The organism is Synechococcus sp. R55.3, assembly GCF_047461975.1.
Lineage (GTDB): Bacteria > Cyanobacteriota > Cyanobacteriia > Thermostichales > Thermostichaceae > Thermostichus.
The window spans coordinates 1-26826 of sequence record NZ_JANSIG010000035.1; the positions used below are offsets into that span (position 1 = coordinate 1).

The window sequence follows — 26826 nt, forward strand, 5'->3', positions numbered from 1 at the left end:
TCTGGGACGCCGGGGCTGGTGGCCTCATCAGCGCTTTACTACCCTATCCCCACCACCACCCCCACGTCAAGTCCTACCCAGCCACTTTGTTCGGGAAGTCTTTGGCGAGAATGAGGGAAAGGGAGAAATAAAACTATTTGTATACTGACAGTCTGACCGCAGAGTTAGTAAGATGGTTGCAAGGGTCAGGTTTTGGAGAAACTGCGATGCTGACTTTGCGTAAGCGGGAAGAGAGGGGTCATGTCAAGCTCAGTTGGCTTGATACTTACCACTCATTTTCTTTCGGGGAGTACTACGACCCTCGCTACATGGGTTTCCGCGCTTTGCGGGTGATTAACGATGACCGAATCCGCCCGAGTGCTGGCTTTCCGACCCATGGGCACCGGGATATGGAGATCGTTACTTATGTTTTGAAAGGGATCCTTGAGCACAAAGACAGCTTGGGCACGGGATCTGTGATTCGTCCTGGTGAAATTCAACGGATGACGGCAGGCACAGGGATCCAGCACAGCGAGTACAATCACTCGGCGGATGAGGAGGTTCATCTGCTGCAAATTTGGATTTTGCCGGAGCAGGAAAACCTAGATCCCAGTTATGAACAAAAAGCGACGGGTTTAGCAGAGCATCCCAATGAGTTTTGTTTAATTGCCTCTCGGGATGGACGCCAGGGATCCGTAATTGTGCATCAGGATGTGAATCTCTACGCGGGGTTGATTGAGCCGGGACACACCATCTGCCAATATTTGGATGAGAAGCGCTACGGATGGCTGCAGGTGGCTCGCGGCAATGTGACCCTAAATGGCTTGTTTTTGCGAGAAGGAGATGGCGTGGCCATTGCTGAGGAAAGCGAGCTCAACCTTTTCAGTGAGAAAGGTGCTGAGGTGCTGCTGTTTGATTTGGCCTGAGGATGACTTTTGGCTAAGTTCTGGCCGTTTGCCTCAAGTTCATAGTCGTTTCAGGCTGGGGTGAGACGTCCGGGCTACTGAGAGAAGCCTTCTGACCTGTGCATTATTGCTCCGCAACGCTAACGCGAAGGCGCGACCGACGCTTCGGGTGTGGGCGCAGTGTCTTAGTTCGAATCGAGGTGGCCATAGGTCTTTTGGGATCCCAACTTTTTCTGCTGCTTTCAAGTCCTTTCAGGGGGAGAAGTGGATCCTTTTTTCTTCAGGGTCTTGCTGAGTGAACTGAGAAAGAACTTGCTGCCAAAGTTGAGCAGTCTGGGATCCCTTTCCTTTGGCGTACAGGAGGCGGGCTCCTTCCTGTTGGGGATGTGGCTGTAGGCACAGCCAGAGGTAGGTCGCAGGCAGATGGCGGAGGTACTGGGGCCACTCAATAGCGGTGATCCCACCTTGGCTCCAAAGTTCTTCTAGCCCTAGGTCTTCTAGGAGTGTGGATTCTTTCCCACCGGCGCGAGCGGCAGAAGAGGTCTCTAGGCGGTAGAGATCGCAATGGAAAAGAGGGATCCGTCCGGTGTGGTATTCCTGCACCAGCACGAAGGTGGGGCTGTCGATGGGTTCAGGGATCCCCAAGCCCTGCCCTAGTCCCTGCACAAAGGTGGTTTTGCCGCTGCCCAGATTACCTTCGAGAAGAATGACCAAGCCGGAAGTGGAGCCGAGGCTGCGGCTGGGAGGGGGAGATTTTTGTTGGCCTGAAGGGGCGAGGAAGCCAAGGGCGGCTTGAGCTACGAGGGCCCCTAGTGATTGGGTAGCAGCGGCGGATGGCAGCAGCAGAGGGGAGGTTTGCTGCCAGAGCTCTTCATTCTGTTCGCTGGCCATGGCTTACAACTCCTTTGGGGCGGGGATCCCAGGCGAGGAAGTTGCCTCGTTTGGGTGAACAGAAACGCGTTTGGGAGCTGTCAAGATTGCGGCCAGGCCTGCTCCAATGAGCAACAGGCTCACCCCCTGCGCCACCCGCAGGGATCCCAGCATGAGGCTATCGGTGCGCAGGCCTTCGATCCAGAAGCGCCCCAGGCTGTACCCCACCAGGTAGAGGCCCAAGAGGGTGCCGGGGGGAAGCTGGCGCCGGTAGCTTAAAAAGAGCAGGAGCCCGAAGAGACCAAAGTTCCAGAGGGATTCGTACAAAAAAGTGGGATGGACGCGCGATTCATCAGGCAGCTGCAGTTGTACCCACAGAGGGCTATCCGGAGGCAACACCTTTCCGTAGGCTTCGTTGTTGAAGAAGTTGCCCCAACGTCCGATCCCCTGACCAAGGCTGAGGGAGGGAACAAGGCAATCGGCTAGCAACCAAAAACTCAGCCGGTGCCGCCGGGCGAACAGGTAAAGCGCCGCACTGCCGCCGATCAAGGCACCGTGAATGGCAATGCCCCCCTGCCAGAGGGCCAAGACCTGCCACCAAGGGCCATCTCGATAGCGTTCCCACTCAAAGGCCACATAGTACAGGCGAGCAAGGGGCAGGGATCCAACCACCAACCACACCAGCAGATCAGGCATGGAACTGGGGGGAAGGCCACGCCGAGCTGCCAGATGGCGAGCCAGGAGCAAGCCCAACACCATTGCCAGGCCGATCAATAAGCCATACCAGCGCAGGCTGAGCGGCCCCCAACTAAACACAACCGGGCCGGGGGATTGTAAGACCAAAGTCATGACCGTGGGGACATTCCTGAGCAGATCCCTTTAGCCCACTCTACCCGCTCTGCAAGGCTATGCAGAAGACCTGCCCTCACCCCCAGCCCCTCTCCCAGAGGGAGAGGGGAGTTAGGAACCGAGGCAAGGTACGAGCTGACTGCAGTTGGAGGGAGAGGGATCCGCTCAGAGCAAGGCGACAATGTTAGAATGCAGGCTCGATTTTCCACCACGACTCCTGGGGGGGATGCGGGTTATGGCCCGGAAAGCCGCTGCTGTGAACACTGCTGATGACTCGGACAAATTGAAGTCAGAAAAACGCAAAGCCCTGGAGCAGGTGTTAAGCCAGATCGAGCGGAATTTCGGCAAAGGGGCAATCATGCGCCTGGGAGATGCCACCCAGATGCGGGTGGAGACCATACCCAGTGGGGCCATCACCCTCGACTTGGCCTTGGGCGGAGGTTACCCAAAAGGGCGGATTATCGAAGTCTTTGGGCCGGAATCTTCTGGGAAAACTTCAATTGCCCTACATGCCATCGCCGAAGTGCAAAAACAAGGGGGAACGGCAGCTTTTGTGGATGCGGAACATGCGCTGGATCCCACTTACGCAGCAGCTTTGGGGGTTGATATTCAAAACCTGTTGATCTCCCAGCCGGACACGGGGGAGGCCGCCCTGGAGATTGTCGATCAGTTGGTGCGCTCGGCAGCTGTGGATATCGTGGTGGTGGACTCGGTAGCAGCGTTGGTGCCCCGTGCCGAGATCGAAGGGGATATGGGAGATGCCCATGTGGGATTGCAGGCGCGCCTGATGAGCCAAGCGCTGCGCAAGATTGCCGGGAACGTCAGCAAAACCGGCTCCATTGTTCTTTTTTTAAACCAATTGCGCTCCAAAATTGGCGGTATAGGCTATGGCCCCCAGGAGACCACCACCGGCGGCAATGCCCTTAAGTTTTATGCGTCGGTGCGGCTAGATATTCGCCGCGTTCAAACCCTGAAAAAAGGTGCGGAAGAATACGGGATCCGAGCGCGGGTCAAGGTGGTGAAAAACAAAGTTGCTCCCCCTTTCCGGCGGGCAGAATTTGACATCATTTTCGGCCAAGGGATCTCCAACATCGGCTGCATTATCGATCTGGCCGAGGAGATGGGCATTCTCAAGCGCCGCGGCTCTTGGTACAGCTACAAGGAGGAAAATGTTGCCCAAGGAAGGGACAATCTGGTTGTCTACTTGAAGGAAAACCCAGAGCTCCTAGCGGAGGTGGAAGCGGCTGTGCGGGAGAAACTTTCTGCGGGGGTGACGGTTTCCGCCAGCCGGCCGGCAGCGATGGAGGAGGGAGAGCAGGAAGAGAATGAGGATGCGGTCTTTGTAGAGGAAGAGTTCTGAGGGAGCAGCTAGCTGTTCAGGGAGCGCTTCCTGAGCGAGATCGTCGCTGGCGCAGGGCCTCGTAGAGCAACAACCCCCCCGTCATAGCGACGTTCAGAGATTCGACACCCTCGGCCATCGGGATCCGCACCTGGGCATCGGCCTGTTGGATAGTCGATTCCCTCAGGCCAGCCCCTTCGTTGCCCAGGAGAAAGAGGGTTGGGCAGGTGAGATCTTGATCCCAGTAGCAGTTTGCTGTGGGGGAGAGGGTAGCAGCCAAGACTTGGATCCCGTGGCAACGGCAGCTCTGGATCCAGGCGGCTAGGTCGGGCACGACTTGGGGCGGACGGCGAAACCACTGGCCGGCAGAGGCCCGCAAGACTTTGGGGTTTTCGGGATCGACGCTGTCTGCGCTTAGCCAAAGGCCGTCGGCTCCTGCGGCGGCCACGACTCGGATGAGGGATCCCAAATTGCCCGGATCTTGCAGCGTTTCCACCACGAGGCCCAAACGTACCCCGGACAAGGGGGGAGAGGGAATCTGCCGACTGACGGCCACGGCCACGGCTCCTTCGGGAGACTCGGTGGTACAGAGTGCCGCCATGACTTCTGGGCTGACGGGTTGCCGCCGTAGGCCCTTGGGCAGATCGGCCAGCAGGTGAGGGTGACGGCTGGCCCAGTCGGGCGTGTAGCAGAGGGCTTGCAAAGGCCAGCCGACCCGCAGGGCTTCTTCGATGAGATGGGATCCCTCTACCAAAAAGGCGCCCTGTTCTCGCCGACCTTGGCTGCGGTGCAACTGCCGCAACTTTCGGATCCAGGGGTTTTTCGGGCTGGTCAGCAGTAAGGACTCCGTCCCGCTAACGCGATCAGAAACCATGGGGCAACAGTCAGTCTCTTGCTTGGAGATAATCCTTTTCTCCCTCAGGAAAGCTGAGGGTTGATGGCTCGGAGCACCTGGGAAGCACCACGATGGAAGGTTTATTTAACCGTATCGACGCAGCCGCTGGATAAAAAATCCATCCCGATCCTGTCGGTGGGGCCAAATGAGCAGGGGATCCCCTTCTGCAGCCCAATGAGGATGGCTGTCGAGAAAGGCTTGAATGATCTCCTCGTTTTCGGCAGGGTGCAGCGTGCAGGTAGCGTACACCAACACCCCGCCCGGCTTCAGCCAACGGGCTGCCACTTGCAGAAGCTGAGCTTGCAGGTGGGCCAACTCTGGGATCCGCTCTGGGGTTTGTCGCCAGCGGGCATCGGCATGGCGGTGCAGGGTTCCCAAGCCGGAGCATGGGGCATCCAGCAGTACGCGGTCAGCACTCTGCCAGGGGGGCAAGGGGGCAGGGGGTAAGGACTCCGTCCCGCTGACGCGATCGGCAGCAGCGCTCAGCGGCAACAGGTCGATGGCCAGGGAACGAATCGAGGTCAAGCCCAAGCGATGGGCATTTTCCTCTAGGCGCCGCAGACGGTGGGGGTGACGATCCAAAGCCCAAATCTCCCCTCGATCCTGCATGTGTTGGGCTATTTGGGTGGTCTTGCCGCCCGGAGCAGCGCAGCAGTCGATCACCCGCTCTCCCGGCTGGGGATCCAGGCAATGCACCACCTGCTGGGCACTGGCATCTTGAACGCTCCACCAACCCTGGGCAAAGCCGGGCAGGGCCGTGATGTCGCCGGCATGATCCTGAAGTCGCAAGGCACCCGGCACCTCGGAGATGGGGAGGGCAGGGATCCCGGCTGCTGCCAAGGCTTGAATGACTTTATTCACATCTGCCCGCAGTGGGTTGACCCGCAAATCCAGGTGGGGTGGCTGATTAAACCAAGCACACAACTGCTCCGTTTCCACCGGCCCCAGGCGCTCCCACCATAGGCTCACCAACCAGTCGGGAAAGCTGTGCAGGATCCCGAGAGTCTGAATAGGGCTCCGCGCCGCTGTCTGCCGGGCATCTCGCAAAGGCTTGAGGGGATCCTTCTCTGGCTGATCCAACACTTGCCGCTGGTAGGCGCGCAAGATGCCGTTCACCACCCCTGTCAGGGATCCTAGCCCCATCTGGCGGGCCAATTCCACGCTGGTATGGATGGCAGCACTGGCCGGGATCTGATCCAAAAAAGCCAGTTGGTAGAGGCCGAGATGCAAAATCAGTCGCAAATCGGGGGGCTGCTTGTGGGCAGGACGCTGGGCAAAGCAATCGATCAAGGCATCGAGGGTGCGGCGACGGCGGGTAATGCCATACACCAGCTCGCTGACCAGATGCCGGTCGGCGGGGATCAGGCTGCTGTTGGCCAACAAATGCCCCAGAACCAGGTCGGCATAGGCGTTTTGGCGCTCGATTTTCTGCAGAGCCAACAGAGCCAGTTGGCGCGCGTTCATAGTCATCTCAGGATGTTCTCCCATCGCGTCAGCGGTGTGGAGCACTTTAGGGTCTAGAGATCCAGATCTCCGCTGGAGCAAGGCCGCTCCCAGGCGATACTGGAAAAGCCCCTCAAGGGATCCCATCATGCCTTACTCAACTGCTTTTCTGGAGGTGATCCCCGCCATCGACCTTCTCCAGGGCCACGCCGTGCGCCTCTACCAGGGGGATTATGCTCAGGCGGAACAGGTGGCCGATGACCCCATCCAGCAGGCCGAAGCTTGGGCGGCACAGGGTGCCCCTCGCCTGCATGTGGTCGATCTGGACGGGGCCAAAAGCGGGGATCCGATTAACCTGCCTACCATCGAGCGCCTGGTGCGCCAACTGGCCATCCCGATTCAGGTGGGGGGTGGGATCCGATCCCTGGAACGGGCGCGGCAGTTGCTGGAGCTGGGGGTGGATCGGGTGATCGTTGGCACCCTAGCCGTAGAGGATCCCGACACCCTGGAGGCTATGACCCAAGCCTTCCCCGGTCGGGTTTGGGTGGGGATCGACGCTCGGCAGGGGCAAGTGGCCACCCGCGGCTGGCTGAGCACCACTCCCCTGCGGGCCACCGAATTGGTGCAACGGGTGGGGGAACAGGGCGTCGCCGGCATCATCTACACCGACATTGGCCGGGATGGCACCCTGGCCGGCCCCAACCTACAACAGTTGCAGGAGATCCTCGCCATCTCCCGCCTGCCTGTGATTGCTTCGGGGGGAATCGGATCGCTAACGGATTTGCTGGCTTTGTTGAGCTTGCCCGGTTTGACGGGGGCCATTTTGGGTAAAGCCCTCTACTCAGGGGCGATCTCCTTGCAAGAGGCTTTGCGAGCTGTGGGGCCGGGCCGCTGGCAAGATCTACCGCCGGAAACCGGATCCCTGTGGGCCTAGGTATCCATCCAGAGATCGAGCGAAAGACAGCCCTGGCAAAACCTCTGCCATACTGGTGAAATCAACAGGCAACTTCATGCGACAACACCAGCCGCTGGTGAAGGTTTTCCAAGACATTTTTGTTTTTCAGGTCATGTCTGTCCCTGCGCTTCGCCCTGCTGTTCGAGCTTTACAACCCGAGTTGGTGACCTGGCGCCGCCACATCCACAAGTATCCCGAGCTGGGCTTCCAGGAGAAGCAAACCGCCGCCTACATCAGCCAGCGCCTGAAAAGTTGGGGGATCCCTCACCAGACCGGCATTGCCCACACCGGCATCGTGGCCACCATTGAGGGAGAGCAGCCGGGGCCGGTTTTGGCGCTGCGGGCCGATATGGATGCCCTGCCCATTCATGAGGCCAATGAAGTCGAGTACCGCTCCGCCATCCCCAACGTCATGCACGCCTGTGGCCACGACGGCCATACGGCCATTGCTATGGGCACCGCCAAGCTGCTGCAACAGCACCGTCAACACCTCAAGGGCACGGTCAAGGTCATTTTTCAACCTGCCGAAGAAGGCCCCGGCGGAGCCAAGCCCATGCTGGAGGCGGGGGTTCTGAAAAACCCGGATGTGGAAGCCATCCTCGGCCTACACCTGTGGAATAATCGCCCTCTGGGCACTATTGGCGTGAAAAGTGGCCCCTCGATGGCCTTTGCCGACCGCTTTCAGATTCAGGTGATCGGGCGAGGCGGACATGCTGCCCTTCCCCAACAAACAGTGGATGCCATTGTGGTGGGATCCCACATTGTCAATGCTTTGCAGACCATCGTCTCCCGCAGTGTGGATCCGCTGCAGCCGGCGGTGGTGACGGTGGGCCGTTTCCGGGCCGGCGATGCCTTTAACGTCATTGCCCCTAGAGCTGAGATTTGGGGCACCGTGCGCAGCTTTCAGCCGGAAGTGCGGGATTTGATCTCAAAACGTATGGAAGAAATCGTTGCCGGCATTTGCCAAGCCTACGGGGCCACCTACGAGTTTCAGTACGAACGGGGCTACCCAGCGGTTTGCAACGATCCTGCTATGGTAGCGCTGGTGGAACAAGCTGCCCGCCAGGTGTTTGGCTCAGAGGCGAGGATCATCCCAGAAATGACCATGGGCGGAGAGGATGTCTCGTTTTTCCTGAATGAGGTGCCTGGCTGCTACTTTTTCCTGGGATCCGCCAACCCCGCCAAGGGACTGGACTATCCCCATCACCATCCCCGCTTTGATTTTGATGAAGCTGCCCTTGGCCTTGGCGTGGAGCTCTTCCTGCGCTGCATTGAGAACTATACTGGCCAAGCCCTGAGTTAGCTTCAACGGTGGGAAGCCCCGCACTGTATTTGCGAATTGTGTTTACCCAAGAGCAAAAGAGACGCTAGGCGAACAGTGTTGGGATGAAAGCCGTCCAAGATATACCTCTCTGGAGAGTTTCCCCGGTCTGTCCCTGCCGTGGGATGCACGGTGGCAGCACGCGGAGACCTCTGCATAGACAAGTCTGTGAAGCGTGAAGCCCGCCCTAGGGGCGTCTACCCCGGGAGTCGTTCACCAGGCATTTTGGGTTGCGCTGGAACGGCGATCCCCAGCTTGACAGGAGGCTGGAATGGCTAGGGCCTGAGCAGGTCAGCCCCTCCGCTACCAGGGAGCAGCAAAGGTTGCATGGGTTCTGGGGTGGGTAGGGCGGGGACAGGATTCAAGTCGGCGGGAATGTAGAGGGGCGTTGGGTTGGGATCCCCACCGAAGGCCAGCACAAGGGCTTCCAGCAGGGCCTGTCGCTGTTGCCGGTTCAGGGATTGTACAACGGCTTTGTCTTGGGCGTAGGGGTTGACCGTGAGGCGGTCGGCACCGGGATACCGTTGGGCGATGATTGGCTCATTGGCATCAAAATAGTCCGCCAGCGTCAGTTGCCAGTCAAAGCGGTCGGTCGGGGAGCGACCGGCCACCTGCAGATGGTAAACTATCATCCGCCGCACCAAGGTATCTTCCTCAGGCGTAGGGCCGCCGTCATTGGGGTTAATGGGGGTGTAGACGTTTTCCAGCGGCAGATCCGGCAATGCCTCGTACACCCGCCGCGCCGCTTCGGGGATCAGCCGCAACTGAGCATAGGCAGGCCCGGATCCCAGTAGAACTGCAACGGCAATGCCCAGGAAGCTTGGCAAAAGGGCTTGTTTCCTCATCCTGCTCGCCCCAAAACTTGTTTCTGTGAAATGAATTGTATTGCAATCAAGCAGTGGTTTCGGATTGTAGATTTGGCAGATTCAGCGATTGAGATCAGGCCACAGTTGGAGTTTTGGGCCATTGCTAATCAATGCTGAGTCCATCCACCACCTGAGGTTGAGGATGCGGTTTGAGAGGGGCCGACTGGGCCAAGCGATCCCGTTGGTGGTGCTCTTGGGAATGCCTTTGCCAGAGGCCGAGAATATCCAACGTTTCGCCGCCATGCTGCGTATAACGCTTCCGCACTTTACATAACACGGGGGTATTGACGCACACCCCGGAGACGATCACCTGACCTTTGCTCAAGGCGGGCAATTCCTGTAACAGATCCCGTCCGGCAGCCTCGACACTGTGGCGCAAATTTTCCTGATCGGCAGGGTTGACAATTCGCATCAAAAATTGGCTCATGCATTGAGACAGAATATCCGAGTCCAACTTGCCAGGGCGTTGCGTGATCAGCCCTACTCCCAGTCCAAACTTGCGTCCTTCGCTGAGGATGGTGCGCAGCACCTGTTTGCAACGGGAAGGCTCGTGGGCAGGGGCAAACCGATGGGCCTCTTCCAGCAAAATAAAGACGGGATAAGGCAAGTAATTTTCGTCCCCCGGCTGGATCTTGCCTTTGTGGGTATTGATCCGAGCATAGTTGGCCTGGCGCAAGATGGCAGCAGCGATCACCTGCTGTTCTTCTTGGCTGATCTCGTGCATTTGTAGAATGGTCACCTGCCCCGGCTCAAACAAGTCTTTGGGGGCCAGATGTTCTACATTGCTGAAATAAGGAGAGCGGTCGATCTGTTCTAATTTCCACTCCAAGGCGGCGGCTGAGGATCCCTGGGATCCATCTTCTGCAGAATCGGCTTCATTTACGGCATCGATTAAGTCCTGAATCGTCCAGCGGATCGGGTTAAATTGAGTTGTTTTGCGAAAGGCTTTCTCCAGAAAAGATTTCTGTCGGTCAGTGGTCTCTGGCAGCAGGGTCAGAATATCAAAGAAGTTAAGAGAAGATACACGAATCTTAATTTCCTGCGGTGAAAGAACCTTGACTTTGGGTCGGTAGCCATCTTCCCCAAAAAACTTGGGGTGGGACTGCATTTCTGCCAGCGTGTGGTATTCCCCGTGGGGATCGAAAATGAGGACGGCAGCTCGGTTTTTGGGCAAAAGCAGCTCTTCAATCAAAACCCCTGCTGTATAAGATTTGCCGGATCCCGTCCCCGCCAAAATGGCCAGATGGGTGCTGACCATTTCCTTGACGTCCAGTACTACGGGCACTGCTCCCTCATCGCGCAACAACAGGCTGCCCAAGTGAGCACCCCCAATGGCTGTTTCATCTCGTTTGTTCAAAATTGATTTCAGCAGACGATTGGAGGCCAGAAAAACCTTGGCACCGGGATCCGGAGCGCGGCGGGGGTTAATAAAGCCCATCTTCTGATTGAAATAGCCGATGACCTCGACGGTAACCGCATAGATTTCCGGATTGGGATGGGTGAAGCCCACCAGAGCCACAATGGTGCTGGGATCGATTTCGGTATCGGCAAAGATGCGATCGGGAATGTGATCGAGGAGTTGAACCTGGCTAATTTTGCCCAAGATTTGCAGGGTTTGCGATTGGGGATCCTGGACTTCGTAATAGACGAAATCGCCCACCTTTACCGCTTGGGTATTGGAAGTGATGAAAACATATTGGTTAGAGGTTTCTCCAGGCCCTTTGACAGTGCCAATTACCTCTGGAGAGTCCTCAGTTGGAGAGAGGTTGGCTTCTGGGTAGTGGCCATTGACGGTGATTTTTTGGGGCATCAGCGCATCGCTCCTACAGTCATTTTCCAGGCCAGTTCTTTGCTTAAGATTTGCAGGGCTCGCCGTTGAGCTGGATCGGCAAACATCGGCGTAATGTCGTTCAAGACTTGGTAGATCAAATGATTGGCAAAGTTGCCGCCGCTACTCAGCAGCAAACCATAGTAGGAAAATTGGGTTTGACCTTGGGGATCCTGGTGAAAGCGCAGGATCTCTTCCCGGCTCATGCGAAAAACCGGCGTGTTTACAGGCACCACCACGCGTGGGATCCCTTGCCGGCCACAGCGGCGCTCTTCATCCAAGGCCCCGATTAAGACCACCGAGAGTAGCGTGCGCACCTCATTCTGCAGATCGGGGGAAAAATAGGGATCCGGCTGGCTGGAAAGGCGCGGCCCAGAATTGAGGAACATCGGATTCAGAAGCTGTGTGTTGTAGACCAGACCTACAGCCCAGTGTCGCCGGTCGCTTTCTAGCTTGACAAAGCTGCCGAAGCCATAGTCATCAGGAGCCGGCGGATTTTTGACTTCTAAAGCATCGTCCACCTGCACCACATAATCACAGTGATTGTTGGAGCGAACTACCTTTCCCAATCTCATCGAACTCGTCTCCGCTGTAATTTACTTACTGTTTTCCGGGATAGCCTTAGGTTCAGCTTTTCGCGAGCGGCCCAATCTTGCATGAGACGCAAGAAAAGGTTGCGATCCTCATTGCGGATAACGGCTATTTGATCGGCTGTCTCCAGCACATAAGGATAACCTCGCCCAATCACCACCTCACAGCGAACCAGATCCACCAACCAGTCCAACAGTCCTGCCTCATAAACCCAAACGGGTATTTCCAGGCGAGCCGGAAAGTTGTCACTGGTGCGCAGGTAAACAAACCCCACTCGCTCCCGCATTTCTTGGTAGGAGTTGAGGATCCCATCTTGGGGGTTGAGGCTGCCGCCGCGGGCACAGATGAAAAAAGGTGTGCGATCCCCCCACTCCAACCAGGGACTAAGCAGTTGCGCATCGTGAAGCTGTGGAGCTTCGGGTAGGTCAAAACAATGCTTCAGCAACGCCACCAAATCGGAAGTGTAGGTGGTGTCTATGTAAGCCACGATAGGGATCCGGCTTTGCTCGCTGGCCCGCAAAAGCTGGAGCAAACACTGCACATAGAAATCTTGGCTTTCTGGCTCGAAGACTTCGGCAAAAGTAGCCACCAGCGCCCCGTCCAAAAAGGCCAATTTTCGGGATCCCGGTTGAGATTTTTGAATGTATTCTACAAGTCTCTCGATTTCCATTTGAAAGCGGCGCATGTTAACCATTCGCTCTTTCGGTTCGCCGCTGCTGTCGGATCCCAGGTCCCTTGGAGTCAATACATCCACTTGGATGTCTTTTTCGTACAAGCCTGCTGCGCAGTGATAATTTTCATACCAGCCGATTTGCACCAGCGCCACCGGTATTGACAGATCTTTGCTGGGATAAATCTGGGATCCATCTACGGCAAAGGTAGGAATATTTTCAATGACCGACTTCGCCCAATCGCGGCTTTCTTCGTAATTGGCCCATTCCTGCTCAAAAGGGATCCTCCAATTGGAGTAGCGATCCCACTCTGCAGTAGGTAAAGCGCCTGGGAAAGGGAATGGAGCTATTTTTTCGGCAATCTCTAGGCTTGACCACTGGCACAAGCTTTCCATGGCCTGCTTATAGTATTCTCTGCGCTCCGACAGCCTTTGATCAAAAGTGGCAAAGGCCTCCCGCTTCTGCTGCAGCACCGCCAGGATCCGGTCGGCTCTAAACACCATGGGCGGGATCCCTCCCTACCGACTTGGATCCGGAGTGCCTTTCCACCCGAATAACATTTTCTGTCATTTGCTCAAAGGTATCGTCGTGGCTGATAACAAATAGCTGCTCAAAAGATCGCAGGTTGGTGATGGCCTCTGCCAGCCGCTGTCGCCGTTGGGCATCCATATTGGTGGTGGGCTCATCGAAAAAGGCAATATTTAGTTGTCCCAACACCTTGAGCAAAGCCAAGCGCACTGCCAAGGCCGCCGACATTTGCTCTCCCCCGGAAAGGCTGGCAAACCGTCGTTTGGGGCTGCCGGCTTCTTGAACGCGGATCTCATAATCGGCTTCCCAGGTCAGGGTGACGTTGGGACGGTTGAGAATTTCTCGGAAGAGGTGATCGGCAGTATGGTTGATCTGCTGCAGGTAGTATTGGGTAATTTGAGGGCCGGCTTTTCTATAGGTATCTCGGCTAAACTTGATAAAGCGGTGTAGGCGTTCTTTCTCAGTTTTTTCTGCCTCGACTTGCTTTAAGCTTGCCTTGGTCTGTTCCAATTGCCGCAACTTTTCCTCAATTTTGCTCAGTTGAGGAGCTAGGCTCTCCAGTCGGGCCTGGGCTTCGGCTTTTTGAATTTCGGTGGCCTGCAGAAGGGATCGAAGATGCTCATGCTCCTGCGGTCGATACAGAGCAGCCAAGGGATCCCGTGCTGCGCGAAGTTGGGAAAGCTGAGTTTGCAGTTGCTGCCGCTGGGCGTTTAGCTCGGCCAGTTCCTGTTCCCGTTGGGGAAGCAATTTGGCGATGGGTTCTGCCTGCAGATAGCGCTCGTGATCTAAACGGTATCGTTCGCGTTCTTCCTGCAGGGATCCCAGCTCTCGATCCAGATGCTCCGTTTGGCATAGGGCCTCCTCGATAGGGTTGAGTGCGGCCTGTAAATCCTGAAGCTGCTGCAGGCAGTCGGCCTGCATTTGTAAATACTGCTTTTCCTGTTTTAGCTCTGCTTTGAGCCGTTCGGCTTGACTTCTGGGATCCCCCAGAGATTTTAAGGTTTTGGCGGCTTTTTCAATTTGGGCTTGCAGGTCATCTTTGGATCTCTCTGTTTGTTCCCAGCGGTCGATCTGGGCTTGTTTTTCTTGCTTGGCTTTCTGGATTTGATCTAGGGCCAACTGGGCCGCTTGGAGTTCATCTTGCCGTCGGGGCAAACTTTGGGCAAGAGGCTGCATGCGGATAAAGGTCTCGTAGTTGTTGCGGTGCCGGCCTTGTTCTTCCCGCAAAGCTGCAATTCTTTCATCCAGATCTGAAAGCGGTTGCAGCTGCTCTTCTAGGGCTTGTATCTGCTGTTGGAGTTGCTGAACATGGGCCGCTATTTGTTGATATTCTTGCTCAACCCTAGACTTGCGGCTGAGATCTCTTTCCAAGCGCTGGATTTGCCCTCTGGGATCCCCCAGAGCTTGCAGCGCCTGGCCAATTTCCTGTTGTTGCCGAAGGAAGGTGGGCTCAGCCTCAAGATCCCAGTGAAGATCATCAATTCTGCTTTGTCGTTCGGCTTGCAACTGCAGCAGTTGCTGAATTTGGGCTTGTAAATCGGGTATTTGTGCGGTTAGGCCGAGCAAGGGTTGCAAAGTCCTGAGTTGTTTTTGGATGTTGGACAACTGCTGACGAAGTTGGGGCTCGGAAGTTTGGGGAGCCAGATCCTGCAAAATCTGATGGATGGACTGGAGCAACTGTTGGCTGAGTGCTGAAGATCGAGTGAGTACCTCTGGGATCCGCTGCCACAGAGATTGAAGTTGGGGATAGTTGTGTCGCTGCGCTTCCAATTCGTCCAGAAGTTGCCGGATGCTGTGATGGTGTTGAGCCAATTGATCCGAGCCCTGCTCAAAAAGGGCTTGTAGCTCCTGTTGAAATTGACGAGCTGCGGCAATGCGGCTGAGCTGAGTTTGCAATCGCTCCTGTTGAGTTTCGAGCGCAGGAATGGCGGCTACCCGCTCCAAATCCGCCTGCCGTTGTCTCAGTTGGAGCTGCAGTTGTTGCAATTGGACTTGGCCTTGTTCCTGCTCCGTTTCCCGTTGTTTGAGTTCAAGGCGCAGAGCCTGAAAGGAAGCCAACTTCTCGCCAAGTTGGGAGTGGCGCTGCTCCAGGGAGGCCTGCCGTTCACACAGGGGTTGCAGCTCAAGTTTTTCCGCCTCCATTTTTTGGAAGATCTGGAGTTGTTGCTGATATTCGGATCCCTGCAGCTCCAATCGATGCAGTTGATGTTGCAAAGTTTCCCGTTGAGCCAGTAAAGTTTGTCGGGTTCGCCGCAGCGCTTCCTGCTCTGCAATGAGGGTTTCCAACTGCAAATAACGGTTGTAGGTCAATTGATGCTGCCGACATATGGCCTGGGCCTGTTCAGCTTCTTGCACTCGGCTTTGTAGCAGTTGACAGCGCTCGGCGTGGGCTGTCCATTCTGCCTGGATCTGTTCCCATTCGCGGTGCAGGTGTAGCAACGTGTTGAGCTGTTGAGTCCAATAGGTCTGCTGACGCTCTAGCTCCTCTTGGGCCTGAATTTGCGGGGTTAGCTCCTCTAGCTCCTGCTTCCAGCGCTGCTGTTGGCTTAACTTTTCTTGAAGTCTTGCCAATTGGTTTTCGATATGCTGCTTTTGCGAGAGCAAAGCATCCCGCTGTTTCAGCCACTCCAAGCGTTGCTGCTGCTGTTTTTCTAGCTCCCGCAAGCGAGCTTCTGTGGCCAAAAAACGCCGGGATCCCTCTTGATATTGGTGTTGTTGTGCTTGGGCTTGTCTGGCTTCCGTCCACAGCTTTTTCGCCTGCTCAAGAGACACATCCAGTAGGGATCCCTTTTGCTCCAGTTGGGCGATCTGGTGATCCAAAGTTTGGATTTGCTCAAGCCATTTCTCCAGTCGCCCCATCTCAAGCTTAGCCTGGTCTAGGGTATGGATCGATTGACGCAAGCGCTCTTGCCAGTAACTGAGTTCTTGTTGGATTTTCTGCCGCTCCGCTTGCAGCGGATCCCACTCCTGTAGCTGTTGGCGGAGCAATTCAATTTGATGATTAATGGCCTGAATCTGCGCCTCGCTGTATTTTTCGACCGCCAACAGGTCTTTGGCTACCTGCTGGTACTCTTCCACCTTTAAGATGCGATCGAAAACTTCTTTGCGATCTCGACCGGTTTTGAGAAAGTCTGCCGTGAAAGTCCCTTGGGGCACCCCAATCGTTGTGGCAAAGAGCCGCGCCAGGTCGGTACCGGCAGGTACGCCCAAATGTTGCCTCAGCCACGGCAGCACATCGGACTTGCGCTCATACTCTAGGCGCTGCTTCAGCTGGGGATCAAAGAGACGATATCCCTGCGTTACGCTGCGGCGGACATCGTAGGTGCGCTGATCCCATTGGGAGATAAATTGCACAGTCACCACCGCGTCGTTGGCCCCGGAGCGAATGATTTCTTCTTGGCTGTAGGGGCAGTAGTCGAACAAAACCCAGGCAATGGCTTCCAAAATGCTGGTCTTGCCCGCTCCGTTTTCTCCGCAAATGGCGTTAATACCTGGCTCAAACGTGAAGACGGCATCCTCATGAGATTTGAAGTTTTGTAAAGCGAGAGAGAGGATCCGCATAATCAGTCTTCTGCTCCCCAAAAAGCTCCCCTTAGGTGAGCATACACTTCAGATTCTCCTTGCCCATCCAAAACCTTTTCTTTAAGATCCAGAAGCAGCCGCGCTAGCTCTTCACTGCGTTTGCGGTAGTGGGCATGGCTGCTCAGCAGATCCCTGTAGATTTTCTCTTCGATTTGTAGCCTCTGCCCCTCTTCTTCCAAGGAAAGGGCAGCCGACCCGAGCTCTAAAGTATTGGCCTCAAAACGAAACAGAACCAGCAAGGCGCCGGTAAGCTGCTGAATTTGACACTGTAGGGCGCGGCTATCCAGCTCATGCTTGGCGAACCCCACCTGTCCCACCAGCCGCAACTCCACCATCGGCTCCATCTCACTTTCCTGAAAACGGGATCCCTTAGCCAAGGCAATGGCTGCTGCGGCAATCTGTTCGGGGGTTTCTCTGCCCTTGGCCTCCAGATAGAGCCGGCGGCGGGGCCGCTGATGGTAATCCTGCACCAACTCCGCTTGGGGTGGGCCATCTCCCCAGCGGACGCGATAAGCCCCCCGTTGGAAGTCCCATTCGGCAGTGCTGTTGGCCTCCAGGGATCCCGGGTTGAAGATCCACCCCCCCTCGGAATAGCTTTTGTGAATGTGTCCCAAGGCCAGGTAGCCCACTCCCGCCTCCCGCAAGGGCAACAGATCCCGGTAGCGCAAAGCGCCTTGGTAACGGGCAATTTGGCCTTCTAGACCGTGGTGGAACATCAACACCACCCGTTCTGGGCCGGGGGGCAACCGTCGAATGGCCGCCGCCAACTGCTCAATTGACCTGGGAGCTGCCGATCCGTACCACTGGGATCCAATCACCCGCACCCCACAGGGCAAATCCAGATACCCTCCCCGCCGGCCCGACCAGGGACGCAGCTCCAGTCCTTCTTCCCCTTCCTCAGGCTCCAGCAATATCAGCTCCCCGTGATCGGCCAAGTACCTCAGCCAACTGGTTTTCACGCCATAGGGACGGTTGTCGTGGTTGCCCTCGATGGCCAACACCGGAATCCCGGCCTGCTGCAGCTCCCGCAAGACGATCTGGGCTTGGTTGAGAACGCCGGGCTGAATCTGCCGATGCTCGAACAGATCTCCGGCGATGAGCACAAAGTCCACCGGATCCTGAATGGCATAGCGCCGGACAACATCCCGAAAAGCCAAAAAGAAGTCCTTGCTCCGCTCCGGGCTGTCGTAGCGGTCATAGCCCAGATGCACATCGGCCAGGTGTAAAAATGTGCAGGTTGAGCAGGCCATCCCCAGAGCACCTCGGCAAATTGTCCACAGTTTAGCAAACCCATCTTGTTCCCTACCCAAGATATAGGGATCCCTTCCTCTCAATCATCGGGTTCGTCCCGGCTATCTCCACTAGGGGTAGGTGCCGGCTGAGGATCTGAAATGGGCAGCTGCCCTGCCATCCAGAACGGCGAGAGTTCCCTAAGTGGAATTGATCAAATCCGCAATATTGTGCTTCATCTTGTTGCAAATGTTATCGAGGGGCAGATCATTGGGATCCCGGCCAAAGGGATTTTCAATTTCGATGCCGATCTCTTCAACGCCAAACAACATAAAGCTCAGCCATCCCACAATGGGGCCGGTCATCCAACCCAAGCCCTCCACCATTTGAAACGGTAAAGACAAACAGTAAAGCAACAGCAACTGCTTCAAGTGCAGGGCATAAGCCATGGGCATTGGGGTCATGAGAATGCGCTCGCAAGCCCCCAGCGCATCCACCATGCTGTTGAGCCGCTCCACCATGATCGTGAGCTGGTAGACCTCAACGCGGCCCTTTTGGTATTGTCGCTGTAAGTAATCTCCGATCCAAAAGGCAATTTGCAAGGGGGGGTGTTTGAGGCTTTGGAGACGTTGCAACTGCTCCGGGCTGAGCAGGGGCTGAATCTCATCCAGCAGAGGTTCCTGGCGCAAGTGCTGTTTCATGGCCATGGCAAAAGCGGGCAATAGATATAGAGTTTGGATCTTCTCTTCCCGGTCGCCGGGCTGCTTTTCTTCAATGGCTACCCAAATCAAGCGGGCCAAGTTGCGCACGTCATTCACCACGGCTCCCCAAGCTTTCCGCCCCTCCCAAAACCGTTCGTAGGCGGTGTTTGTCCGAAACACCAGCATCAAACCCAAAACGATGTTGGGCACAAATGCCACCAAGGACGACAGCGCCAGGGGCAGCCCCAACTTATACAGAACCGAAACCAGCACCCCGGCCAAGCCGCAGATAAAGGCGCGGGGAAGCACTGCCGGTACAACTGATCCTTGCAACTGCAGGGCCAGTCGAAACCAACGCAGCCCCTCTCCTGCAAGATACTTGCGAAGAACCATAGTGCAGCGTCGGCAAGCTTGCCCTCTAATCCTACAGCCTGCCGCCCAAGAGGGGATCCCTTGCCCGACCATCCTGAAAAGCGACGAGGGTAGCCTGTTAGAGATTTTTCAGTTCGAGATTCTGTAAATGTCAAGCAATGCCCAGGCAAACTTCACGAACAACTTCCAAAACCCCAAGTTACTGTGGTAGACTCTCCGCCAGGCAACGAATTCAACGCTGTTCTGCGACGCCCCAACATGGCTGGAGTCCTCAAGCTCGACATTCAGGAATCGGCTGAAGAGCTCAAATCCCTACTAAGCAAGCAGTCCACACCGACCGGCAAGGAGCGGGTTCAAGCTCTCTACCTGCTCAAGATTGGGAAAGTCAAGACGATGACAGGCTTGGCTGAAATTCTGGGGCGGGACATCTCAACGATTTTTCGATGGTTTCAACGCTACAAGGCCAAGGGGCTAGAGGGCATGTTGACGGTGCCCCGCAACCAAGGGCGCAAACCCCTCATCCCCAAGCCGGTTTTGGAAATCCTCAAGCAGGAGCTGCATCAGCCTGGCCGATTCCGTACCTACAGCGACATCCGCGAATGGCTGCGGGAAACGCACGGTGTGGATGCCTCCTATAAGGTCGTTCACGAAACGGTTCGCTACCGTCTTAAGGTGCGCTTGCGGGGATCCCATGCTAAGCGGCGCAAAAGCGGGAGACAAGCCCCCCAGTTATCCCCCAATCTCTCCTGATCATGGCTGGGCGGCAGGGATCCAAAAACTGCTCTGCAGCAGAGGCGGGCCTGTGGGGGATTCGCTCCCTCCTGCCGGTTCGAGGGTGACGAGAAGGCGGGTCGGCTGCTCAGAATGGATGGGTTGACTGAGCCACTGCAGGGATCCTTCCCCGTTGACGGCAAAAGTGCCGGCGTTTTCCAGCAGTCGTCCCCCTCCCTGGATCTCCGACTCCAGCCACAGTTGATAGGTGCTCCCTGGGGGGGCGGGAGCCATCTCCGAGGCCAAGAGCAGCACCTGCTTGGCATGGGGCGACCAGAGGGCTTGCACCAACAGGGGAGTGCTGAAGCTGGGATCCCGCAGCAGGGTTCGCTGCACCTGCGGTTGTCGTTGCCACTCTTGGTAGAGCTGTTGAAGCGCCGCTGACTCTCCCTCGATGGGGGATCCCCACTGCCAGCGCAGCCGCCAGTAGGCCGCTGTTATGGCTACCGCGTAGATCCCCAGCACTGCCAGGCTGCCCCAAAGGAGACGTCGCGGCCCCAGAGGGGCTGAGGTTTGAATGGAGAGGGGGACAGGTAGCCAAGCCCAACGCCGCAGCCGTTCCCTGGCTTGAAAGGCCGTCAACTCGTAGAGCCACAGGGCCACCGAGCGATCCCGCTGCAGGTCAAAGGCATCGGCGTGTTTCCAGCAGAACTCGAACACCTGCCGCACCACCTCTTCCGCCTGGTGAGGTTGCTTGAGAATGGCCAAGGCAATATCCAGCAGGCGCTTCTGATAGCGATCCTTGAGCAAGAAGTGGCTGCGGCGATCCCGCAGTTGGATCTGGCGCATCAACTCGAAATCGGTCAGCTCAGCCATACCACCTCTGGGGCATCCGATGGGCCTATCCGGGCTGATTTTGGCTCAGCCGGTAGCACTAGGCTGGGGAACTTTCCAGAACTATACACTAGCCCTGGAGCCGGCTCCCTTGCGAGCTGACTTCACCTCTCATCCAAAGCTGGCTTGGATCCCCCCTCTCGACAAGATCCCCAGTTGCGGCAGCACGTCCCTGGCAGAAGTTGGGATCCCACCCCTCTCCGCGACCCTCAGGCGGCATCCTTCTCCACCACCTTCTCCGCCTTTTCTGCGCCGGCAGGCTCGTCATCGCTGCTGGGGTTGTTCATCTCTTGTTTGAAACTCCGCAACGCTTTGCCAAAGGCGCTGCCCAACTCCGGTAGCTTCTTGGGGCCAAACACGACCACCGCGATCACCCCAATCACGGCCAGCTCTGGCAGGCCCATGCCGAAGATGCTCACGGCCAGGATAGGTTCGCTCGGCAGCAGAATAGTCATAAGTCCCCAAAACCTGAAAAGTAGAACAGACGGATCAACCCAGCTTGCAAGGGATCCATCCGTCCCACTCTAACAAGTTCTTCTCCCATGCAGAAAGGGTGTGGAAAGGGATCCCCTTCTCCCATCCTGCCCCCGGCCCACTCAAGACATAGGATGGTGCTATCTTTTGCCGATTCCTGGGATCCCTTGCCCGATTCTCCTGTTTAAAAGTTTAAAAAAAGCCATGCCTGTCCCCTACGATATTGTGGTCATCGGCGCCGGTGCAGCGGGTTTGGTGGTGGCCAGCGCTGCTGCCCAACTGAAGGCCAAGGTGCTGCTGGTGGAAGGAAGCGACCGCCTGGGCGGAGATTGTCTCTGGCATGGCTGTGTGCCCAGCAAAGCCCTTCTTCACGTGGCCCATACCGTCCATCGGATGCGCCAGGCCATTGCTGCCGGTTGGGTAACTCTCCCTGGCCCAGCAGGGATCTCGGTGGATTACCTCAAGGTGTACGAACACATTCGCTCTGCCCAGAGCTACATCGCCAACCACGCCGATTCGCCAGATCGCTTCCGCCAACTGGGGGTGGAACTGGTGTTTGCCAAGGGCCGCTTTGTGGATGGGCGCACCTTTGAGGTGGCAGGACGGCAGGTACAGGCGCGGGCTTTTGTCATCGCCACCGGATCCCGTCCTTGGGTTCCCCCCTTGCCGGGCTTGGCCGAGGCGGGCTATCTGACCAACGAATCGATCTTTGACCTAACCCGTTTGCCCAAATCGGTGGCGGTGATAGGGGCGGGGCCGGTAGGCTGCGAGTTAAGCCAAGCTCTGGCCCGTCTGGGATCCGAGGTGACCCTCATTGCCAGCCGCGAGGGCATCTTGCCCAAGGAGGATCCCGAAGCCGCCCAGGTGGTGCAGCAACAGTTGGCCCAAGATGGGATCCGCATCCTCACCCGGGTACGCGCCACAGCAGTCGGCCAAGAGCAGGGGGCAAAGCTGCTTTACCTAAAGGCCAACCCTGGAGCAGGCTCCGCCGCTACAGGTGACCCGGTGATCCGCGCAGAAGCGATTTTGGTGGCCGCCGGTCGGATCCCGAACGTGGAAGGGCTGGGTCTAGAAGCCGCCGGCGTGCAGTACACCCCCCAAGGGATCCAGGTAAATGCCAAGCTGCAAACCCGCAATCCCCGCATCTACGCCTGTGGGGATGTCATCGGCGGGCCGCAATTTACCCATGTGGCGGCCTACGAAGCGGCAGTGGCCTTGGTCAATGCCCTGTTTTTCCCCCTCAGCCAAGCGCGTTATCGTGTCATTCCTTGGGCCATCTTCACCGAGCCGGAGCTGGCCCGTGTGGGCCTCACCGAAAGCGAAGCCCGGCAGCAATACGGCAAGGATGTGGTGGTGCTCAAACAGGAGTTTGCCGATGTGGATCGGGCCCAGGCAGAAGCTGCCCCCCTGGGCTTTGCCAAATTGATCTGTCGGCGCAACGGCCAGATTTTGGGGGCGCACCTGGTGGGATCCCAGGCGGGAGAGCTGATTCACGAGGTGGTTTTGGCCATGAGCCGGCGGCTGCCCGTCTCTGCCCTGACCGGGATCCACATCTACCCCACCCGCTCGGAGGTGAATGCCAAGGCGGCCCTGCAGCACCGCAGGCAACAATTGGCCACCAACCCCCGCCTGCAGAACGCCTTGCAGGGATTCTTTGCCTGGAGGCGGGCCTGGAGCTAAAGCGCAAACCGGAGGTCGGCCACCGCTAGACTAGAATGGTCATTTACTGAGGGTTCCCGATGGGCTTTCTCCTGTCTGCCGAACAAGTGGGTCAGTTTGTCTCCAACCAATGGCAGGATCCCTATGCCGTTTTGGGCCCCCAGCAGATAGAAGAGGCCGGGAAATCCTTTGGGTTGGTGCGCGCCCTTGTGCCCAATGCTCGGCAGGTTTGGCTGGTGGAACGCGCCACTGGACAGGCTTACCCGATGCAGCCGCTGCACCCGGAAACGCTATTCGAGCTGCGCTTTGAGCCGGGAACCCCTCTGCCGGACTATTTTTTGCGGGCCCAACGGGTCTGGGATCCCCAAGGGGAACACTTGGAAGAATGGGAGGATCCCTACCGCTTTCCCTTGGAGAAGGTCAACCACATTGGCGAGCTGGATCGCTACTTGTTCAACGAGGGGAATCACCACCGCATTTACGACAAGCTGGGCGCTCATCCCATCACGGTGGATGGGGTGAAGGGGGTGCATTTCGCCGTCTGGGCTCCCAACGCCCGCAACGTCAGCGTTATCGGCGATTTTAACCACTGGGACGGGCGTCAACACCAGATGAAGCGGCTGGGCGAAAGCGGCATCTGGGCGGTGTTCATCCCCGGCATAGGGCCAGGCGCCATCTACAAGTACGAGGTGAAAACTTCCTGGGGGGATATCTACGAAAAATCGGATCCCTATGGCTTTCAACAGGAGGTGCGCCCCAAAACCGGCTCCATCGTAGCCGACCTCAACACCTACACCTGGCACGACCAAGCCTGGCTGGAAAAACGCGCCGCCACCGATCCCCTGCGCTCGCCGATTTCGGTTTATGAGGTGCATCTGGGATCCTGGATGCACGCCTCGGCTGAAGATCCACCTGCCGAAGGGCAAAGTGTGCTGGTGGACCAAAAGCCCAATACTCGCTTCCTCACCTACCGCGAGCTGGCGGACAAGCTAATCCCCTATGTGAAGGAGCTGGGCTTTACCCACATCGAGCTGTTGCCGGTGGCAGAACACCCCTTCGATGGCTCTTGGGGCTATCAAGTGATTGGCTACTATGCCGTAACATCCCGCTATGGATCCCCGCAAGACTTTATGTATTTTGTCGATCGGGCTCACCAAGCCGGGATCGGCGTGATTGTCGATTGGGTGCCTGGGCATTTCCCCAAAGATGGGCATGGGCTGGCTTTTTTCGACGGTACTCACCTGTACGAGTACGCCGACCCTCGCAAAGGCGAGCACAAAGGTTGGGGCACTTTGGTCTTTAATTATGGCCGCAACGAGGTGCGCAATTATCTGGTGGCCAATGCCCTTTTTTGGTTCGAGAAATACCACATCGACGGGATCCGGGTGGACGCGGTGGCCTCGATGCTTTATCTGGATTATGACCGCAAAGACTGGATCCCCAATCCCTACGGCGGGCGGGAACACCTCGAAGCCATCGACTTTTTCCGGCAGCTCAATACCCTCATTTTCAAATACAACCCCGGTGCGCTTTCCATTGCCGAAGAATCTACTGCTTGGCCGATGGTAACTTGGCCAACCCATGTGGGTGGGCTGGGCTTCAACTTGAAGTGGAACATGGGTTGGATGCACGACATGTTGGATTATTTCCACATGGATCCCTGGTTCCGCCAGTTCCATCCCCATTTGGTCACCTTCAGCCTCATGTATGCCTTCAGCGAAAATTACATGCTGGCCTTTTCTCATGATGAGGTGGTGCATGGCAAGAGCCACATGTTGGGCAAAATGCCGGGGGATCATTGGCATAAGTTCGCCAGCCTGCGGGCTTTATACGGCTACATGTTCACCCACCCTGGCAAGAAAACCTTGTTCATGAGCATGGAGTTTGGCCAGTGGAATGAGTGGAACGTTTGGGCAGATCTGGACTGGGGGCTGCTGCAGTATGAACCCCACGCCAAGTTGCGCCACTACGTGGCCAGCCTGAATCACCTGTTGCGCTCTGAGCCTGCCCTGTATACCCAAGACACCAAGCCAGAAGGGTTCCGCTGGATTGACTGCAGCGACCATCGCGGCATTGTTTCCTTCATCCGCTATGGGGAGGATCCCAGGGAGTGGGTGGTGGTGGTTTGTAACTTCACGCCGGTGGTCTGGCCCCATTACCGCATTGGGGTACCGGAACGAGGTTTTTATCGAGAGCTGCTCAACAGCGATGCTGTGGAGTTTTGGGGCAGCGGGGTAGGCAATTTGGGGGGCAAGTGGACAGACGACTGGGCCTACCACAACTTGCCCTACTCCCTCGAGCTCTGCCTGCCGCAACTTTCTACCTTGGTGCTGAAATGGCAGCCGCCGCAGCCGGTCGAGTCCCAGAATTGACACCCTGCTGGCTTCCTTCCGCCGCACTGGGAGGACGGGTCTGGAGACTTCGTTTTTTGGCCATTTGTAGTCCTTTCAAGCTGGATTGAGACAATCCCCAAGCGCTCCATACCGCTTCCGAGATCACCCCCAGTCCTCTTCCCAGAGGGAGAGGGGAGTTGGGAAGCAATGGGATGGAAATGTTTCATTTCGTTTCATTCTTATTTAAAATGACTGTGGGCGTGGGTGCAGTGTTCTAGTTTGAATCGAAATGACCATAAGGCAGACATAACTGAGTGCTACGGGCAGGTTTTTTCTGAGAGGATTTCAGCAATGGCCGCAGCCACCCGCTCTTGTTGACAGGTGGTCAACTCAGGAAAACACGGCAAAGACAACACCTGAGCCGCACATAGCTCGGCATTGGGCAGATCCCCCCGCCTGTAGCCCAGCCCTCGGTACGCCGGCTGCAGCGGCAACGGCAGAGGATAGTAAACCCGACTGCCAATGCCCCGCTCCTTCAGACCCTGCTGCAAATAGTCCCGCCGCCGCCCATCCGTCGCCTCAGAACCCACCACCCGCACCGTGTACTGGTGCCACACCGAGTTCCCCCCCACCCCCACCTGGGGCAACATCAAGCCCGGGATCCCTTGCAGCAAGCGGTGGTAACACTCCGCAATCCCCTGCCGCCGCCAGTTCCACTCCCGCAGATAAGGCAACTTCACCGAGAGAATCACCGCCTGCAGCGCATCCAAACGACTGTTGAGACCCAGATACTCGTGGTGGTACGGACGGGTCTGCCCATGCTCCCGCAGCGCCCGCACCCGCTTGGCCAGTTGCCCATCCCGCGTCACCACCGCCCCCCCATCCCCAGCCGCACCCAGATTCTTGCTGGGAAAAAAACTGAAACAGCCCACCTCCCCCCAAGTGCCCACCGGCCTGCCCCCCCAGCAGGCCCCCACCGCCTGGGCACAATCTTCCACCACCGCCAAGCCGTGCCGCCGGGCAATAGCCAGAATCTGGGTCATGTTGGCCGCCTGCCCAAACAAATGCACCACCACCACCGCCTTGGTGCGGCAGGAGATGCTCTTTTCCAGTAGCTGCGGATCCAGGTTAAAGGTGCACGGATCCACATCCACAAACACCGGACGCGCCCCCACCCGGCTGATGGCGGCAGCCGAGGCAAAAAAACTAAAGGCACTGGTGAGCACCTCATCCCCCGCCTGGATGCCCAAAGCCTGCAAAGCCAACACCAAGGCATCGGTGCCGGAATTGCAGCCGACGGCCTCCAAAGAGCCACCCCCCAAAAACTGGGCAAACTGCTCCTCAAAGCGCTGCACCGCCGCCCCGCCGATGTACTGGCCAGAGGCCAGCAGCGCTTCCACCTGCGGCTGCAACACCGCGGCCAAAGCCCGGTACTGCCCCGTCAAATCCAACAGCGGAATCGGCTCCTCCGTCATGGTGCTGCCTTTGGAGAAGGTGGCGGCCACAGCCCATCATCGCGGATGAGAGCCTGGGTAGACAACGCTCTGGGCCAGCAGGGGGCTGGAACCGGTCTGCCCAGCCTGTCCTGAAGGTCTGCAATCTGAGATAGAGTAAGCGCGGGATGTCCTGAGCCAGGGATCCCTGGATACCGCTTTCTACAGGATGCTTTATGCAGGTGGCTTCTCGAGCAGTTGGCGGCACAGCGCCTTTGGCCCCCCGCCTTTTGGCTCTGGTGCCGGGGGGGATTGGGGATCAGATTTTGTTTTTTCCCACCTTGGCCAGTTTGCGGCAGCGCTTTCCTGAGGCGGAGCTGGAGGTGCTGGTGGAGCC

General features: G+C 57.2%; 21 protein-coding genes. 7 read left to right on the forward strand and 14 right to left on the reverse strand.

Annotation, left to right across the window (positions count from 1 at the left end; genetic code table 11):
• Positions 1 to 206 precede the first annotated feature (206 nt).
• Positions 207 to 905, forward strand: a complete 699-nt coding sequence (locus NW849_RS07200; protein ID WP_414356887.1) for a pirin family protein — start codon at positions 207 to 209, stop codon at positions 903 to 905.
• 231 nt (positions 906 to 1136) lie between these two features.
• Here the strand turns inward: NW849_RS07200 and tsaE are convergent, their stop codons facing one another.
• Together tsaE and lgt are read right to left on the reverse strand one after the other, a co-directional pair.
• Positions 1137 to 1775 carry a tRNA (adenosine(37)-N6)-threonylcarbamoyltransferase complex ATPase subunit type 1 TsaE gene (gene tsaE / locus NW849_RS07205; RefSeq protein ID WP_414356889.1) on the reverse strand — a complete coding sequence of 213 codons (639 nt, stop codon included), beginning with the start codon at positions 1773 to 1775 and terminating at the stop codon, positions 1137 to 1139.
• 3 nt (positions 1776 to 1778) lie between these two features.
• On the reverse strand, positions 1779 to 2603 hold the full coding sequence (lgt, locus tag NW849_RS07210; protein WP_414356891.1) for a prolipoprotein diacylglyceryl transferase: 825 nt from the start codon (positions 2601 to 2603) through the stop codon (positions 1779 to 1781).
• Between the two features lie 235 nt (positions 2604 to 2838).
• On the opposite strand from lgt, the gene recA reads away from it, so the two are divergent.
• Positions 2839 to 3963: a recombinase RecA gene (gene recA / locus NW849_RS07215; protein WP_414331989.1), complete on the forward strand. Its 1125-nt coding sequence runs from the start codon at positions 2839 to 2841 to the stop codon at positions 3961 to 3963.
• 16 nt (positions 3964 to 3979) lie between these two features.
• Here the strand turns inward: recA and NW849_RS07220 are convergent, their stop codons facing one another.
• A complete protein-coding gene (locus tag NW849_RS07220; protein ID WP_414356894.1) occupies positions 3980 to 4816 on the reverse strand; it encodes a TrmH family RNA methyltransferase in 837 nt (278 codons plus the stop codon).
• Positions 4817 to 4921: 105 nt separating this feature from the next.
• Positions 4922 to 6301, reverse strand: a complete 1380-nt coding sequence (locus tag NW849_RS07225) for a 16S rRNA (cytosine(967)-C(5))-methyltransferase (protein WP_414356918.1) — start codon at positions 6299 to 6301, stop codon at positions 4922 to 4924.
• Between the two features lie 148 nt (positions 6302 to 6449).
• Here NW849_RS07225 and hisA point away from each other — a divergent pair, with 148 nt between their 5' ends.
• Positions 6450 to 7214 (forward strand): 1-(5-phosphoribosyl)-5-[(5-phosphoribosylamino)methylideneamino]imidazole-4-carboxamide isomerase, encoded by a 765-nt coding sequence (gene hisA / locus NW849_RS07230; protein WP_414356919.1) that lies wholly within the window; start codon positions 6450 to 6452, stop codon positions 7212 to 7214.
• Between the two features lie 133 nt (positions 7215 to 7347).
• On the forward strand, positions 7348 to 8538 hold the full coding sequence (locus NW849_RS07235) for a M20 metallopeptidase family protein (RefSeq protein WP_414356921.1): 1191 nt from the start codon (positions 7348 to 7350) through the stop codon (positions 8536 to 8538).
• A 293-nt stretch (positions 8539 to 8831) separates the two neighbouring features.
• Here NW849_RS07235 and NW849_RS07240 read toward each other — a convergent pair whose 3' ends face one another.
• From NW849_RS07240 to NW849_RS07270, 7 genes are all read right to left on the reverse strand, one after another.
• Positions 8832 to 9383 (reverse strand): hypothetical protein, encoded by a 552-nt coding sequence (locus NW849_RS07240; RefSeq protein WP_414356897.1) that lies wholly within the window; start codon positions 9381 to 9383, stop codon positions 8832 to 8834.
• A 142-nt stretch (positions 9384 to 9525) separates the two neighbouring features.
• Complete coding sequence (locus NW849_RS07245; protein ID WP_414356900.1) at positions 9526 to 11232, reverse strand: ATP-binding protein; 1707 nt, start codon at positions 11230 to 11232, stop codon at positions 9526 to 9528.
• Positions 11232 to 11825 (reverse strand): hypothetical protein, encoded by a 594-nt coding sequence (locus NW849_RS07250; protein ID WP_011433556.1) that lies wholly within the window; start codon positions 11823 to 11825, stop codon positions 11232 to 11234. Before NW849_RS07250 ends, NW849_RS07245 begins: the two co-directional genes overlap by 1 nt.
• Complete coding sequence (locus NW849_RS07255; RefSeq protein ID WP_414356903.1) at positions 11822 to 13015, reverse strand: DNA double-strand break repair nuclease NurA; 1194 nt, start codon at positions 13013 to 13015, stop codon at positions 11822 to 11824. Before NW849_RS07255 ends, NW849_RS07250 begins: the two co-directional genes overlap by 4 nt.
• On the reverse strand, positions 13005 to 16601 hold the full coding sequence (locus tag NW849_RS07260; protein ID WP_414356905.1) for an AAA family ATPase: 3597 nt from the start codon (positions 16599 to 16601) through the stop codon (positions 13005 to 13007). The genes NW849_RS07255 and NW849_RS07260 overlap by 11 nt, the downstream gene beginning before the upstream one ends.
• Before the next feature lie 2 nt (positions 16602 to 16603).
• The gene (locus tag NW849_RS07265) at positions 16604 to 17872 is read right to left on the reverse strand and encodes a metallophosphoesterase family protein (protein WP_414356907.1); all 1269 of its coding nucleotides are present in this window, start codon (positions 17870 to 17872) and stop codon (positions 16604 to 16606) included.
• Positions 17873 to 18052: 180 nt separating this feature from the next.
• A complete protein-coding gene (locus NW849_RS07270) occupies positions 18053 to 18946 on the reverse strand; it encodes a bestrophin family protein (protein WP_414356908.1) in 894 nt (297 codons plus the stop codon).
• Between the two features lie 237 nt (positions 18947 to 19183).
• Here NW849_RS07270 and NW849_RS07275 point away from each other — a divergent pair, with 237 nt between their 5' ends.
• A complete protein-coding gene (locus tag NW849_RS07275) occupies positions 19184 to 19675 on the forward strand; it encodes a helix-turn-helix domain-containing protein (RefSeq protein WP_414356910.1) in 492 nt (163 codons plus the stop codon).
• Here NW849_RS07275 and NW849_RS07280 read toward each other — a convergent pair whose 3' ends face one another.
• Together NW849_RS07280 and tatA are read right to left on the reverse strand one after the other, a co-directional pair.
• Entirely contained in the window at positions 19676 to 20512 is an 837-nt protein-coding gene (locus tag NW849_RS07280; RefSeq protein ID WP_414356911.1) for an anti-sigma factor domain-containing protein, read from the reverse strand.
• 227 nt (positions 20513 to 20739) lie between these two features.
• On the reverse strand, positions 20740 to 20985 hold the full coding sequence (tatA, locus tag NW849_RS07285) for a twin-arginine translocase TatA/TatE family subunit (protein ID WP_414356913.1): 246 nt from the start codon (positions 20983 to 20985) through the stop codon (positions 20740 to 20742).
• Between the two features lie 223 nt (positions 20986 to 21208).
• Here tatA and NW849_RS07290 point away from each other — a divergent pair, with 223 nt between their 5' ends.
• Together NW849_RS07290 and glgB are read left to right on the forward strand one after the other, a co-directional pair.
• Positions 21209 to 22684 (forward strand): dihydrolipoyl dehydrogenase family protein, encoded by a 1476-nt coding sequence (locus NW849_RS07290; RefSeq protein ID WP_414356914.1) that lies wholly within the window; start codon positions 21209 to 21211, stop codon positions 22682 to 22684.
• Positions 22685 to 22743: 59 nt separating this feature from the next.
• Positions 22744 to 25035, forward strand: coding sequence for a 1,4-alpha-glucan branching protein GlgB (gene glgB, locus NW849_RS07295; protein WP_414356915.1), 2292 nt, complete (start codon positions 22744 to 22746; stop codon positions 25033 to 25035).
• Between the two features lie 278 nt (positions 25036 to 25313).
• On the opposite strand, the gene NW849_RS07300 is transcribed toward glgB, so the two are convergent.
• Positions 25314 to 26471 carry a DegT/DnrJ/EryC1/StrS family aminotransferase gene (locus NW849_RS07300; protein WP_414356922.1) on the reverse strand — a complete coding sequence of 386 codons (1158 nt, stop codon included), beginning with the start codon at positions 26469 to 26471 and terminating at the stop codon, positions 25314 to 25316.
• Positions 26472 to 26826: the final 355 nt, after the last annotated feature.